At 63.6% G+C, this 14,711-nt stretch carries 9 protein-coding genes, 1 tRNA gene and 1 pseudogene; 6 read left to right on the top strand and 5 right to left on the bottom strand.

Translation table 11 applies throughout. The annotated features are described in order from the left end of the window. Positions 1 to 56: 56 nt before the first annotated feature. The 4 genes from PI87_RS07505 (at position 57) to PI87_RS07520 (ending at position 4,678) form a co-directional block, all read left to right on the top strand. Positions 57 to 1,364 carry a replication-associated recombination protein A gene (locus PI87_RS07505; RefSeq protein ID WP_039597084.1) on the top strand — a complete coding sequence of 436 codons (1,308 nt, stop codon included), beginning with the start codon at positions 57 to 59 and terminating at the stop codon, positions 1,362 to 1,364. Positions 1,365 to 1,453: 89 nt separating this feature from the next. After that, positions 1,454 to 2,770 carry a serine--tRNA ligase gene (serS, locus tag PI87_RS07510; RefSeq protein WP_039597085.1) on the top strand — a complete coding sequence of 439 codons (1,317 nt, stop codon included), beginning with the start codon at positions 1,454 to 1,456 and terminating at the stop codon, positions 2,768 to 2,770. 80 nt (positions 2,771 to 2,850) lie between these two features. Then, positions 2,851 to 2,940, top strand: a tRNA-Ser gene (locus PI87_RS07515). A gap of 373 nt (positions 2,941 to 3,313) precedes the next feature. After that, complete coding sequence (locus PI87_RS07520) at positions 3,314 to 4,678, top strand: MFS transporter (protein WP_039597086.1); 1,365 nt, start codon at positions 3,314 to 3,316, stop codon at positions 4,676 to 4,678. Between the two features lie 107 nt (positions 4,679 to 4,785). Here the strand turns inward: PI87_RS07520 and PI87_RS07525 are convergent. From PI87_RS07525 to PI87_RS07545, 5 genes and pseudogenes are all read right to left on the bottom strand, one after another. Further along, positions 4,786 to 5,704, bottom strand: a pseudogene (locus PI87_RS07525) (acyltransferase). Between the two features lie 248 nt (positions 5,705 to 5,952). Next, positions 5,953 to 7,083: a porin gene (locus tag PI87_RS07530; protein ID WP_039597087.1), complete on the bottom strand. Its 1,131-nt coding sequence runs from the start codon at positions 7,081 to 7,083 to the stop codon at positions 5,953 to 5,955. A gap of 278 nt (positions 7,084 to 7,361) precedes the next feature. Continuing rightward, positions 7,362 to 8,291: an MBL fold metallo-hydrolase gene (locus PI87_RS07535; protein WP_039597127.1), complete on the bottom strand. Its 930-nt coding sequence runs from the start codon at positions 8,289 to 8,291 to the stop codon at positions 7,362 to 7,364. Between the two features lie 40 nt (positions 8,292 to 8,331). Then, positions 8,332 to 9,279 (bottom strand): quinoprotein relay system zinc metallohydrolase 1, encoded by a 948-nt coding sequence (locus PI87_RS07540; RefSeq protein WP_039597088.1) that lies wholly within the window; start codon positions 9,277 to 9,279, stop codon positions 8,332 to 8,334. Further along, positions 9,276 to 10,052, bottom strand: a complete 777-nt coding sequence (locus PI87_RS07545) for a quinoprotein dehydrogenase-associated SoxYZ-like carrier (RefSeq protein ID WP_039597128.1) — start codon at positions 10,050 to 10,052, stop codon at positions 9,276 to 9,278. Before PI87_RS07545 ends, PI87_RS07540 begins: the two co-directional genes overlap by 4 nt. A 286-nt stretch (positions 10,053 to 10,338) precedes the next feature. Here PI87_RS07545 and exaC point away from each other — a divergent pair, with 286 nt between their 5' ends. Both exaC and PI87_RS07555 read left to right on the top strand, forming a co-directional pair. Then, positions 10,339 to 11,859 (top strand): acetaldehyde dehydrogenase ExaC, encoded by a 1,521-nt coding sequence (gene exaC / locus PI87_RS07550; RefSeq protein ID WP_039597089.1) that lies wholly within the window; start codon positions 10,339 to 10,341, stop codon positions 11,857 to 11,859. A 247-nt stretch (positions 11,860 to 12,106) separates the two neighbouring features. After that, complete coding sequence (locus PI87_RS07555; RefSeq protein ID WP_039597090.1) at positions 12,107 to 14,701, top strand: TonB-dependent receptor domain-containing protein; 2,595 nt, start codon at positions 12,107 to 12,109, stop codon at positions 14,699 to 14,701. Positions 14,702 to 14,711: the final 10 nt, after the last annotated feature.

Here is a 14,711-nt window from a genome sequence, read left to right on the forward strand (position 1 = left end):
GCGACAATCCCCGCATGAACGCTTCAGCTTCTCTCTTCCCGGACGCGCCGGCCCATATGCCGCTGGCTGAGCGCCTCCGCCCGCATTCCGTCGACGAGGTGATCGGTCAGCAGCATCTGCTGGGCGCTGGCAAGCCGCTGCGTGTGGCGTTTGCCTCGGGCGAGCCGCATTCGATGATCCTGTGGGGCCCGCCCGGTGTGGGCAAGACCACGCTGGCCCGGTTGATGGCCCATGCCTTCGACGCGGAGTTCATTGCGCTGTCCGCTGTGCTGTCGGGCGTGAAGGACATCCGCGAAGCGGTTGAGCGCGCCGAGCAGTTTCGCGCCAACGGCCGCCGCACGCTGGTATTCGTCGATGAGGTGCATCGCTTCAACAAGAGCCAGCAGGATGCTTTCCTGCCGCATGTGGAAAGCGGTCTGTTCACGTTCATTGGCGCGACCACCGAGAATCCGTCGTTCGAGGTGAACGGCGCTTTGCTTTCGCGTGCTGCGGTGTACGTGCTCAAGAGCCTGTCGGACGACGAGCTGAAGCAGTTGGCCGAACGTGCACGGCAAGAGCTGGGCGGTCTGGAGTGGACGTCCACCGCGCTCGACGCCATCGTCGCCTCTGCCGATGGCGATGGCCGCAAGCTGCTCAACAACATCGAGATCGTCACCCGCGCCGCACGCTCGCAAGCCGAGGGCGACGCTGCGCCCACGGTCGACGAGGCGCTGTTGGCCTCCGCGTTGTCGGAAAACCTGCGCCGCTTCGACAAGGGCGGCGACGCTTTCTACGACCAGATCAGCGCGCTGCATAAGTCCATGCGCGGCTCTGATCCGGATGGGGTGCTGTATTGGTTCTGCCGCATGCTCGACGGCGGCGCTGACCCACGCTACCTCGCGCGCCGCATCGTGCGCATGGCGTGGGAAGACGTCGGCCTAGCTGACCCGCGCGCCGCGCGCATCGCGCTGGATGCTGCTGAGACGTATGAGCGGCTGGGCTCGCCGGAAGGGGAGTTGGCGCTGGGCCAGGCGCTGATCTACTTGGCCATCGCGCCCAAGTCCAACGCGGGCTACAACGCCTATAACGCGGCGCGTGCCTTCGTCAGCCAGGACAAGTCGCGCACCGTGCCCGTGCATCTGCGCAACGCGCCGACGAAGCTCATGAAAGAGCTCGGTTACGGCCACGCCTATCGTTACGCCCACGACGAGCCTGAGGCCTACGCCGCTGGCGAGACCTACTTCCCCGATGATCTACCCGCGCAGAACTGGTACGTGCCGACGCCGCGCGGCCTGGAAGGCAAGATCGGCGACAAGCTGCGGCACCTGCGTGAGCTGGATGCGCAGTGGCACGAAGCCCAAGGCAAATCCTCCCGCAACAAGTAAGCCGGAAATAGGCACAGCAGGCCGGTGCGATAAAATCGGCCTTTTCGATCCTCCGGATCGTTTGCAATCCTCGGTTTCTTTTCCCCACCATGCTTGATATCCAACTGCTGCGCAAAGACATCGACGCCGTCGCCGCGCGCCTCAAAGACCGCGGCTACGTGCTCGACGTGGCCGGTTTTGCCGCGCTCGAAGCCGAACGCAAGGCCATCCAGACCCGCACTGAAGAGCTGCAGGCCCGCCGCAACAGCCTGTCCAAGCAGATCGGTATGCTCAAGGGCAAGGGCGAAGACGCATCGGCAGTGATGGCCGAGGTGTCGGGCATCGGTGATGATCTGAAGGCATCGGCCGCACAGCTGGATGTGGTGCAGACCAAGCTGCAGGATCTGATGCTGTCGATCCCGAATGTGCCGCACGAAAGCGTGCCGACCGGCCGCGACGAAACGCAGAATGTGGAAGTGCGCCGCGAAGGCACGCCGCGCGCGTTCGATTTCCCGGTCAAGGATCACGTGGATCTGGGCAGCGCACTGGGGCTGGATTTTGACGCCGGCGCCAAGCTGTCAGGTGCGCGATTCACTGTCCTCAAGGGGCAGGTGGCGCGTCTGCATCGTGCACTCGCGCAGTTCATGCTCGATACGCACACGCTGGAGCACGGCTATACCGAGGCGTACGTGCCGTACATCGTCAACGCCGCGTCGATGCGCGGTACGGGCCAGTTGCCGAAGTTCGAGGAAGACCTGTTCCGCGTGCCCCGCAAGATGGGGCACGGCGCCGAAGGCGAGGCTGGTGAGCACGTTGAGAACTTCTATCTGATCCCGACCGCCGAGGTGCCGCTCACGAACCTCGTGCGCGATGAGATCGTCGCAGGAGACGCGCTGCCGATGATGTTTGCCGCGCATTCGCCATGCTTCCGTTCCGAAGCCGGCTCGTACGGCAAGGACACACGCGGCATGATTCGCCAGCACCAGTTCGACAAGGTCGAGATGGTGCAGATCGTGCAGCCCGACACGTCGGCCGCTGCGCTGGATGCCATGACCAACTGTGCAGAGAACATCCTGCGCAAGCTGGAACTGCCGTTCCGCACCGTCGTGCTGTGCACGGGTGACATGGGCTTCGGCAGCACCAAGACGTACGACATCGAGGTGTGGATCCCGGCGCAGAACACGTACCGCGAGATCAGCTCGTGCTCGAACATGGGCGACTTCCAGGCGCGCCGCATGCAGGCGCGGTTCCGCAACGCGCAGGGCAAGCCGGAACTGGTGCACACGCTCAACGGCTCGGGCCTCGCCGTGGGCCGTACGCTGGTGGCTGTGTTGGAGAACTATCAGAACGCGGATGGCTCGGTCACGGTGCCAACGGCGCTGCGCCCGTACCTGGGCGGCCAGGAAGTGCTGAAACCGGTGGTTTGACGGGTTGCGTATCGCCCTATTGATACGGAAGGCGAAAGTCTGTTATAGTCGCGGTTTCGCGATTCAGCGACCCAGTTACCGGAGAGGTGGCAGAGTGGTCGAATGTACCTGACTCGAAATCAGGCGTACCGGCGACGGTACCGTGGGTTCGAATCCCACCCTCTCCGCCAGCAGTAGCAAAAGCCCCTTGGTTTTACGACCAAGGGGCTTTTTGTTTTCGTACTGCGTCGCTCCTCTCTCCGCCGCTTGCTGGATACGCTCTGCGGCCTCCACGTCCCAACCCTTGACGCTGTCACCTACGGGGCCACGCCTGCAAGAACACGAAAGGCATGGCTTAAGAACAGGACTGTCTGTATTCGTTGCCGCTCTGCCTCTTTTGCGGGTTATCCCGAATCTGAAACCTGAGGTCTAGCCACTACGATGGCGGTCACAACGGCGGTTCACGTAAAGAACTCGAGTTCGCAATTAGAACTTTTTTTACCGGGCGCGTGAACACGCTGAATTCCTTCTTGTTATGTGGAGAGAGACATCGTGGCCCCAACAGTGGAAGCGACCCCAAGCGCCGCCCTAGACGTGCAAGCGGTCATCAACGACCACCCGTTTTCTCCGTTTCAATGGTTCATCTTTGCCGTCTGCTTTGTCATCGTGCTGCTCGATGGCTTCGACACGGCGGCGATTGGATTCATCGCCCCGTCGTTGATCGGTGAATGGGGGATCAGCCGCCCGGCGCTCGCTCCGGTGTTGAGCGCCGCGCTGTTTGGCCTTGCCGCAGGCGCGCTGCTCGCAGGCCCGCTCTCCGACCGCCTGGGCCGCCGGGTGATGTTGCTTATCTCGGTGGGCATCTTTGGCGCGGCATGCCTTGCGTCGGGCTACGCAGGGACGCTCACGGAACTGACTGCGCTTCGGTTTGTCACGGGCCTCGGGCTTGGGGCGGCCATGCCCAACACCGTCACGCTGATGAGTGAGTTCTGCCCGGACAAGCGTCGCGCGGCCATCGTGAACCTGATGTTCTGCGGCTTTCCGCTGGGGGCAGCATTCGGAGGCTTTCTGGCTGCGTGGATGATCCCGACCTTCGGCTGGCGCAGTGTGCTCCACCTTGGTGGCGTTGCGCCGCTGGTTCTGCTTGTGCTGCTCTTTGTTCTGCTGCCTGAGTCTGTCCGCTACATGGTTGCGAAGAAGCAGTCGCCCGAGAAGATCCGGCGCACGCTTGCACGCATCACCGGGTCGCCGATCGAGGCCACAGAGTTTGTTGCGACCGAGCCTGCGGGAGCCTCTGGTCAGGAAGGCATTCGCCTGGTGCTCTCGCGTGAATATCTGGTCGGCTCCGTCATGTTGTGGATCGCCTATTTCATGGGTCTGGTCATCTTCTATGCGTCCATCAACTGGATGCCCATCCTGCTGAAAGAGGCTGGCCTGACGCCAAAATCGGCAACGCTCATCTCTGCGCTGTTCCCGCTGGGTGGTATTGGCGCTGTGGTTTGCGGTGTGTTGATGGACAAGTTCAACGCCAATCGCGTGATCGCCATCTGCTATGCCCTGACCGCCATTTCTGTCTATGGCATTGGGCAAGCGGTCGGCAATGTGGGGTTGCTGGTGGTGGTCGTATTTCTCGCGGGCGTGTTGATGAATACCGCCCAGTCGTCGATGCCCGCGTTGGCCGCTGCCTTCTATCCCACGAAGGGGCGGGGTACGGGCGTTGCATGGATGCTGGGCATCGGCCGCTTTGGTGGCATCGCGGGCTCGTTCCTGGTTGCGGAACTGACCCGTCTGCAAGTCGGCTTCAGCGGCATCTTCGCCATCGTGGCAGTCGCGGGCCTGGTCTCGTGCGTTGCGCTGAGCATCAAGCAAGCGACGCATCCCAAGGTATCGGCAGGCCGCCTGAGCTCGGCCGAGGCCATCGGCCACTGATTCGCCTCCGGCCACCTTTGCCCAGCTGGCAATCCCTCCGTTTCTGCCAAGTCAGGACAGACGAATTGCCGCTTTGGTCGCCCAGCGTGACAGCACCGATGCGGACATCACCCCGCCCGATTTGCCGCCTGCGTGAGCATGCTTTCGATCTGTCGGTCCTTCTCATCCCAGAGTTGGGCGAGCCAGCGGTGAAAGTCGCTGCGGAAGGCGGAATCGGTGCTGTAGTCGCTGGTGCAGAAATCCGGCGGGATCGGTAACTCGCGGATATGCACCATCACCCGGCCGGCCTGGCCGCTGGCCGCTGGCCAGTAGCCAGAAGCTGGGTGTGCCGTCTGGATACGCGATGCTGATGTCGAGCAGCGACTGGAACCGCCCGCCCATGGCATTGAGCGTCAGCGCCAGTGCGCCGGCTTTGGGCTTGAGCAGGTGACGATAGGGCGAGGCTTGCGCCTGGTGCTTGGCGGGGGTGTAGCGCGTGCCTTCCGCGAAGTTCATGACGCTGGTCGGCACGTGGGCGAACTTGGCGCAGGCGCGGCGGGTGGTTTCGCGGTCCTGGTTGCGCAGCTCGGGGTGTTTGCGTAGAGCCGCCTTGGAATGCCGCCGCATGAACGGGAAATCCAGCGCCCACCAGGCCAGGCCGATTACCGGCACGTAGATCAGCTGTTGCTTGAGGAAGAACTTCAGCAGCGGGATGCGCCGGTTCAGCACCCGCTGCAGCACGAAGATGTCGACCCACGACCGATGGTTGCAGTTGACCAGGTACCAGCCCGCGTAGCGCAGGTCGCCGGCGCCTACTACCGTCCACGGCTTGCGTTGCAGCAGGCCGATCCAGACGTCGTTGCAACTGATCCAGCGCGTGGCGACCCAATTGAGCATGGGGTCGATCCGGCGGCGCACCGCGGTGGCTGGCACCAGCAGCTTGAGTGCGGACAGCGTGAACAGCGGCACGCTCCAGAACAGCGTGTTCAGCGCCAGCAGGATCAGGCTGAGCGTGCCCAGGACGACGGCAGGCAGGACGCGTATCAACGGGACCTCCAATGAAAGCCTGCCGGGTGGCCATGGCAGACGTGAATCGTGACGTTGAGGATGCGTGAGCGTAGCGCGTATCGTGCGCGCAGACCATGCGCTGCGTCAGGACTCGTGTCCGCGGGGAGGGATGCTGCGTTCGGACAATGGTTGTCTTGTGCCTCGCCATGGACTGCAAGCAGCATGGTGAGGCGTCTTTCTCAGCGGAAAGAGGATGGAGCCAGGGGTCGTTCCTGGCTCTGCATTGCTCAGAACGAATGCTTCAAGCCCACACCCACCAGCATCGTCTTCGCGCCTGGTGCCGTGCCGCCGGCAACGATCGAGGTCTTCAGGCTTTCCAGCGGATCCGCCGTGCCAACGGCGCCCGCATCCACGTACACGAGCTGCGCATACAGCGTGGTGCGTTTGGAGAACGCGTAGTCGTTGCTCAACACGACCGACTTGGTGGAACTGTCGTGCGTGCTGCTTTCGTACTTGCTGTAGTAGCCGGCTAGCGTGGCGGTATTGGCGGCACTCCATTTGTAGTCGAGCCCCACGCCGATCGATTTGACGTCGGAAACGCGTGCCCCGGATGGCGCGTTGTTGGTGACGCCGATGTAGTTCAGCTTGCCTGTGAGGGCGCCGAACGGCACCGCCACGCCTGCGCTCCACAGCCGGCTGAGGGTCTCACCCGAGCCGCTGTCGGACGTCGACTGATAGCCGAGGCCAACCGTCACCGGGCCCGTGTAGGTGGCTCCCAACGAGAGTTCATTGCCGCGCTTGAAGCTGCCTGCCGACTCGCCCAGCGAGTACGCAACGCCCACCCAAACCGGGCCGAAGTTGTTGGCGTACTGCACCGCGTTGCCGATGAACACGCCCACGTCGTTGCCGGGGTTCGTGCCGGCGCCCATTGCGTTGCCAGGGGCGGGGAGCTGGTTATACGCCCAGCCGTACAGGTTCGAGAACTGCTCCTTGAAGCCGCGCGCCTCGGTGCCGATCGTGCCGATGAGGGCGGGGCTGTATTGACGGCCCAGCGTGATTGCGCCCCAGTTGCCGCTGAGGCCGACATTCGCCTGGCGGCGGAAAAGTTCTGAGCTGAAGCCGGGGCCGGTCGTGATCGTGCCCGTGTCGCTGCTGAAATGGCCTTCGAGGTTGAAGTTGGCCTTCAGGCCGCTGCCCAGGTCTTCCACACCCTTGAGGCCCCAGATGCTGGGGCTGATGCCACCCGAGTGCAGCTCCGTGATGCTGCCGCCGGCTGCGCTCTTGTTCTGATACTGGACCCCGGCATCGACGGTGCCGTAGATCGTGACGGACGATTGCGCGAGGGCTCCGCTCGCGGCGCAACCGAGGGTGACCGCAAGAGCCGCCAGGGCGCAGGGTCGAAGGCGTGTGTTCTGCATGTTGTCTCCGTATTGTCGTTGTGTGATGCGTCCTGTGGATCTGGCTCAGACGCATTTGATGTCGGCGCTGAATGCGCGGGGGTGCGCTCAACGCCGGCCGGGACTTTGCAATATGCGTACCACGGCGCTGATGGCTGTTCGCGGTGCATTGCAAGGCGTTGCAAGCCGTTGAATAACGTTTGCGGGCACTCAAGCCCGAGTGGGCGGTGTGGCGTGACGGGACAGTCGGTGCAACACCTGTCCGGCGTCTGCTCAGCAATGGAGCAGGGGTGATGCTGTCAAGCGGGCGGCGCGTTCTGCATCCAACGGTCTTCCAGTTCGCGCCAGGCGCGCCCGACGTTCAGCGCATGGCGAGGGTGGAAGTTGCGCCAGTCGCGATAGGCGTCGCCCGGAACGTAGTCGAGCGCGCGGGCGGCATCTCCGCCGGCTTCGATGCCTTGGGTGATCGCGCTGTCGAGCGCGTCGAGATAGGACAGCGTCGGATGCAGTGTCTGCGCGGGCGTGCCGACGGCCGTGCCGACGACGATGCTGGCCGGTAGCTGGGCAAGCGCACGCAGTGCTTGCCGCCATCCAACCAGCGAGCCTTCCTGCAAGTCCGGAACGCGCTGCCGATAGGCCAGCCCGCCCACGCACAGCACGCGCCGCTGCGGCGCGTACAACACCGTGTCCGACGCGCTATGCGCTGCGGCGTACACGTGGACTTGCCATGCGGTTTTGCCGGTGTGCAGCCAATCGCCATCGCGCAATGCGGGTTCGGGAATCACGATCTGCGTCTCGTGCATGATGGGCTCGCCCAGCATGGCGGTCAGCCGGGCCAGGCAGGTCTCGCAGCGCTGCCGCATCAGACTGGCCGTGGCAGCCGACGCCAGGAAGGCAGGGTGCGGCTGCAGTTGCGCGAAGACCGCGTTGGCCAGCACGTGTTCAGGGTGGGCGTGCGTGTTGACCACCCAGCGGATGGGCTCTGCGGTGATGTGCCGGATGGCGGCGATCAGCCGATCGCCCCATCGCGCATGCGGGCCTGGGTCGACCACCAGCACGCCGTTGCCGGTGACGTGCACCAGCGTCGGCACGACTTCCCCGGCGTTGGCGCGCGAGGCCTCAGCGTTGTCGGCGCGCGCGGCGTACAGGCCATCCTGCAGGCGCAAGAGCGTGACATGCGCGGGCGCAGCGGATGCGGTCAGGGCCGGGTTGAGTGCGGTCGCGAGCATCATGCGCATCCAGTGTCGCCGGGCGAGGTCTGGCGCCATGTCAGGGCGCCAGCGCGGCGTTCTCATAGCGTGGATAGAAGCGGGTCACGTTGCGCACGTACTCCGCAGGCATGCCGCCCCACTGCGCATAAGGCGCGTCGACCGGCATCGCAAGCACTTCGGCCAGGTCGCGTCCTGCTTCTGCCGCGCGGCGCATGCGCGCATCGAGCCAGAGCAGGTACTGGCGTGTCTGGGCGATGGCGTCCGCCTTGCCGCGCGCCGGGCCGTGGCTGGGGATCAGCACACGCGCCTGGCTCTCGGCCACGATGTGCTCAAGCTGGTCGAGACTCGTCAGCCAATGCGCGATGTTGGCGTGCGGCGTGGTGGGAATCCGATCTCGAAAGACGATGCCGCCCGCGAAGACCACGCCGCTGGTTCGATCCACCAGCACGAGATCGTCGTCGGTATGCCCATCAAGCCGGATGAGGTCGATGCGATGGTGCCCCAGGGTGTGTTTTCCGGGCGTCAACGGCTGGCTGGGCGGCGTCGATACCGTGTTCCGCATCCAGTCGCCGCAGATGCGGTAGAGGTTGTCGGCATAGGCCGCACCTTCGCGCTGCGCACCGGCAATGGTGCCCGGCAGTGCCTGCGCGCCAACATCGGCATAGGCCTGGTTGCCGAAGAAGTAGTCGGGGTGCAGGTTCAGGTTGAACACCCAGCGCACCGGTGCCGACGTGACCTTGCGGATGGCCTGGCGTTGCTGCTCACCGTACAGCGCCGAGGGCCCGGTGTTGATGACGAGCACGCCATTGCCGGTATCGATGAAACCGGTGTTGATGATGTTGCAGCCGTTGCGCGCCGAGAAATCCGCATTGGCGCCTTCCAGCACCCAGACGTCGGGTGCGACGGCGCGCGGCACGAGGTGATAGTCGAGCCCCTGTGCCTGTGCGATGGCGGTCAACATCGTCAGGCACAGCAGGAGGCCAAACCGTCGGTTCCGTCGGCTCATCGTGTCACCTGTGCGCGGATGCGGTTGCCGTTGTTGTCGACGCCCGCCACGCTGATGCCGTGATCGACGGGGCCGTCCAGGTCGAAGGAGAGGATCGGGTTCTCGGCCACCGGCTCGTACAGCGCCAGCCGCAGCATGGGTTGGCGTTTGGCGTCGAGCAGGTCGAGCCGTTCGATGTGGAAGGCGGGGATGCCCGCCACCAGGCCCGTGTCCATCGGATGCATCACGCGCAGGCGGATGCGGCTGCCCGCGCCATTGAAGCCGGGAAATACGCGCGACTCGACCTGGTTCAGCGTGGTGCTCCAGGTGGCGTCCTTGCGCGTGGCGCCGGGCAGCGTGCATCCGCCGCCGGTGGCGTCCACCTGCATGGTGCCGACGTGCCAGATGCCGTCCTGCGTGCGCGCCGCCACGCGCACCGGCGATGCCTCCTGCAGCTTGAACCGGAACGACAGCGCCGGGCGCGCGCGCATCGGCTCGAACTCCAGCACCTTGCGGATCGGGTTGCGGTCCACCACGACGATGATGCGCTCGACCTTGCCCAGCGCCGACGCATCGAACGCAATCGGCACCTGCATGGGATCTTCCGCAAACGCTGGCCCGGTGATCTTGATGCTGCTGTCAAAGGCGGCGTGCGCCGCCCCGAACACCTCCTGATGAATCGTCGGCCAAAGCGGTGAGTTTGCGGGGTCGGTGTTCGTGTCTGCCCGTGCTGGCCAGGACAGGCACGCAACGGTCAGCGCGGCAGCGGCGGCATGAAGTGGGGCCGTTCTCATCGGGTGCCTTGTGGGTTCGGATGAACGGCTGGCGTTGCGAAAGTCATGCCATGCGCACAGTGTGTCCGCATGCGACAGCATCGGGTGTTCCTGCAATGAGGCGTTGAGCTTTGCAACACCCGGTGTTCCATTCTGGAGCAGTTCCGCGAGCAGGCTCGGGTGAACAGTCGATTCAGAGGGGATGAAACATCCATCGCAGGGGATGGCCCGGGTTTTGCAGATGACGGGCAGACACAGCGCAAGACCACGACGCTGACGTCATCACGCAAACATCAGGAGACAACCCATGCGTTACGCTCACCCCGGCACTCCCGGCGCCATCGTTTCGTTCAAGTCGCGCTACGGCAACTTCATTGGCGGCGAATTCGTATCGCCGGTCAAGGGCCAGTACTTCACCAACACCACCCCGGTCACGGGCGAAGTGATTGCCGAATTCCCGCGCTCGACGGCTGAAGACATCGAGCGCGCGCTCGACGCCGCGCATGCAGCTGCCGATGCCTGGGGCCGCACCTCGGTGCAGGACCGCTCGCTGATTCTGCTCAAGATTGCCGACCGCATTGAGCAGAACCTTGAACTGCTGGCCGTGACCGAGACGTGGGACAACGGCAAGCCCGTGCGCGAAACGCTGAACGCGGACATCCCGCTAGCGGCCGACCACTTCCGCTACTTTGCCGGTTGCATCCGCGCGCAGGAAGGCTCGGCAGCGGAGATCAACGAGTTCACGGTGGCGTATCACATCCACGAGCCGCTGGGCGTGGTCGGACAGATCATCCCGTGGAACTTCCCGCTGCTGATGGCCGCCTGGAAGCTGGCGCCCGCGCTCGCTGCCGGCAACTGCGTCGTGCTCAAGCCCGCCGAGCAGACGCCGCTGGGCATCTGCGTGCTGCTGGAGCTGATTGGCGACCTGCTGCCGGCCGGTGTGCTGAACGTCGTGCACGGCTACGGCAAGGAAGCGGGCGAGGCACTCGCCACCAGCAAGCGCATCGCCAAGATTGCGTTCACAGGCTCGACGCCGGTGGGCTCGCACATCATGAAGTGCGCGGCCGACAACATCATCCCGTCGACGGTGGAGCTGGGAGGCAAGTCGCCCAACATCTACTTTGAAGACATCATGCAGGCCGAGCCGAGCTTTATCGAGAAGGCCGCCGAAGGCCTGGTGCTGGGCTTCTTCAACCAGGGCGAAGTGTGCACGTGCCCGTCGCGCGCGCTGGTGCAGGAATCCATCTACAGCCGCTTCATGGATGCGGTGATGACCAAGGTGGCCGCCATCAAGCGCGGTGACCCGCTGGACACCGACACGATGGTCGGCGCGCAAGCCTCGGAGCAGCAGTTCTACAAGATCCGCAGCTACCTGGAAATCGCGCAGGAAGAGGGCGCCGAATGCCTGGTGGGCGGCGATGTGGAAGTGCTGCCCGGCAATCTCTCCAAGGGCTATTACATCAAGCCGACGCTGCTCAAGGGCAACAACAGCATGCGCGTGTTCCAGGAAGAGATCTTCGGCCCGGTGATTGCCGTGACGACCTTCAAGGACGAAGCGCAGGCCGTGCAGATCGCCAACGACACCGAGTTCGGCCTGGGCGCCGGCCTGTGGACGCGTGATATCAACCGCGCCTACCGCGTGGGCCGTGCCATCAAGGCTGGGCGTGTGTGGACGAACTGCTACCACCTGTATCCGGCGCACGCGGCCTTCGGTGGCTACAAGAAGTCGGGCGTGGGCCGCGAGACCCACAAGATGATGCTCGACCACTACCAGCAGACCAAGAACCTGCTGGTGAGCTACGACACCAAGCCGCTCGGCTTCTTCTGATGGTGTAGCTGGACGCAGCTGGCGCGCGGTCATCGACACCCGCGCGCCAGCCGCTGACCTGCGCGGCAATGACTTCGCAGGCAAACAAAAAAGAGAAGAGGAGACATGGCCATGCGCCAACCACACGCACTGCCGCAATGCGCGCAGGTGTCTACCCCATTGCCGCTGATTCCTGAGCAGGAATAAGCATCGCCACGCCTCTGCATACCCGCGGGCGGCGAGAGAGAGACATCTGGGAGACACTGCGGTGCATTCGAATATCAGCCGTCCGTGCAAGGCCGTACCTCGTCTGAGCGGTGGGGTGTTGGCGCTCGTTGCTGCAGGGCTTCACGCTCCGACGTTTGCCGAGGACCAGATCATCGCAGTGGCGCTGCCCGCCGCCGAGGTGGTCGGATCGACACCGATCGACAGCATCGGCATTCCGCTATCGCAGTTTCCTGCCAACGCGCAACGCGTCAGCGCAAAGGATGCCCGCGAACAACGCAGCTCGAACCTGGCCGACCTGCTGAACGACAGCCTCGGCCAGGTCAGCGTCAGCAACGGGTCTGGCAATCCGTACCAGAACGACATCAACTACCGCGGGTTCCAGGTGTCTTCGCTGCTGGGCGTGCCCATCGGGGTGTCGGTCTACTTTGACGGCGTGCGGATGAACGAGCCGTTCGGTTCGATCGTGAACTGGGATCTCATTCCCATGAACGCGATGTCCAGCGTCAACATCCTGCCGGGCTCCAACCCGATGTTCGGACTCAATACGCTGGGCGGGGCGCTCGTCGTCAACACCAAGAACGGCAAGGACAACCCCGGCACGTCGATCGAGACGCTGGGCGGCTCGTTCGGCCGCAAGGCCGTGAGCTTCGAGACAGGCGGTGTCGACAAGGCGCACAGCATCGACTACTTCGTTGCCGGCAACTTCGACAAGCAGGATGGTTTTCGTGACCACTCCGGCTCCGAGGTGAAGCAGCTCTATGGAAAGGCGCGGTGGCACGGCAACGACGGCGCCACTCAGCTGGAACTGTCCGCGGCACTCGCAGATACGTCGCTGAGCGGCACGCAGTCGCTGCCGATGGACATGATGGCCAACCGCAGCGCCGCCTATACGTGGCCCGACACCATCTCGAATCGAATGGCGCTTCTGAACCTGAAGGGCAGCCATTGGGTGAACGACAGCAATCAGCTTGCCGGTAGTGTCTATTACCGCAAGGCCAACCTGCACAACGTCAACAGCAATGCGCAACTGGACGACGGTTGTTTCAACGATGACGGCTCGCTGGCAACCACCAGTGGCATTGCCGCCTATAAGTGCGCGAACAAGGCACCGAATGGCACGGCGGCGAACGCCGTGACCGGTGCCAACGCGCTGGCGCTGGGCTACGGCCGCTGGACCAATGCCATCAACACCAGCGTTGTTGATTCCGTCACGCATGAAGACACAGTGGGCTCATCTCTGCAGTGGTCGAACTTTGACCAACTGGCGGGGCACAAGAACACGTTCACGATCGGCGGAGCGTTTGACCATTCCCGTATCACGTATGACCAGACCACCTATCTGGCCCGGCTGATCAACTACCAGACGGTGGTGATCCCCAATCAGGAATATGGATTCACCGCCAACGGATTGGCGCCGTCGGCATCGAACCCCGTGTCGTTTACCGGCAGCAACGTCATCGGGGCGGTCAACCTGTCGTCCAACGTCAACAACTTCAGCGCGTACTTTACCGATACGTTCAGCGTGACTGAAAAGCTGAGTGTGACGGCATCGGGAAGCTTCAACTACACCGCGCTCAACCAGGGTGGCACCAATCGCCAGTACCTGAACGAAGACGGCGGCTACACCTGGACGGACAACGTATCGGGCACGTCGTACTACAACCCCGATTACCTGGGTGCCTATCGGTACGCAAACTCCGGATCGGGTGCCGCATCCAGCCCGAACGGTATTCCTGCAGGGGCCGTGGCAGGCCCGGAAACCAACAGCCTTGCCGGTTCGCACCACTACCAGCGCTTCAACCCCGCGCTCGGGTTCAACTACGACCTGGGAAACCACCAAGGCATTTTCGGGAGCTATAGCGAATCCATGCGCGCTCCGACGTCGATCGAACTGTCGTGCGCCGACCCCAACAGCCCCTGCGCACTGCCCACCGGATTCAATGGCGACCCTGACCTGAAAGCCGTGGTTGCCAAGACCATCGAGTTTGGCGGGCGTGGAAAGCTGGGCAAGTCCACCTACTGGAGTGCATCGGTCTACGACTCGCGGCTCAGCAATGACATTCAGTTCATTGCCACGTCCAACGCGTACGGCTACTTCGCCAACGTTGGCAAGACCGAGCGGCGCGGCATCGAACTGGGCGCGAGTACGAAGATCGACAAGTTGTCGCTGTCGGCCAACTTTGGCTATGTCGATGCGATCTACAAGTCGGCATTCACCACGGCCAGTGGGCAGAACGTGGTCAGCGGCAACAAGATCCCCGGCATTCCTGCCAAAACGCTCAAGCTAGGCGCGTCGTACGCATTCAGTCCGAACCTGTCGGTGGGCGGGAACGTGATCCTGGTCAGCAAGCAAATTGCCCACGGCAACGAGAGCAATGCCGACCCGAATGGCGTGGTGGGCGGATACGGCGTTGTCAATCTCAATGTGCATTACAAGCCAACGAAGCATCTGGAGATTTCGGCCTACATCAGCAACCTGTTCAACAGGCGCTACTCCACATACGGTCTGTCGGGCACCAGGAGCATCTACACCCTGGCGACGCAGCAGTTCATGACGCCTGCACCGCCGCGCGCGATCTGGATAGGCCTGACGTATTCGTTTGGAGGCAAGGCCTCCAGCCCCGACATGGACTGAGCCCACCGCA

It is taken from the genome of Ralstonia sp. A12, assembly GCF_000801955.1.
In the GTDB taxonomy this organism is placed as follows: Bacteria; Pseudomonadota; Gammaproteobacteria; order Burkholderiales; family Burkholderiaceae; genus Ralstonia.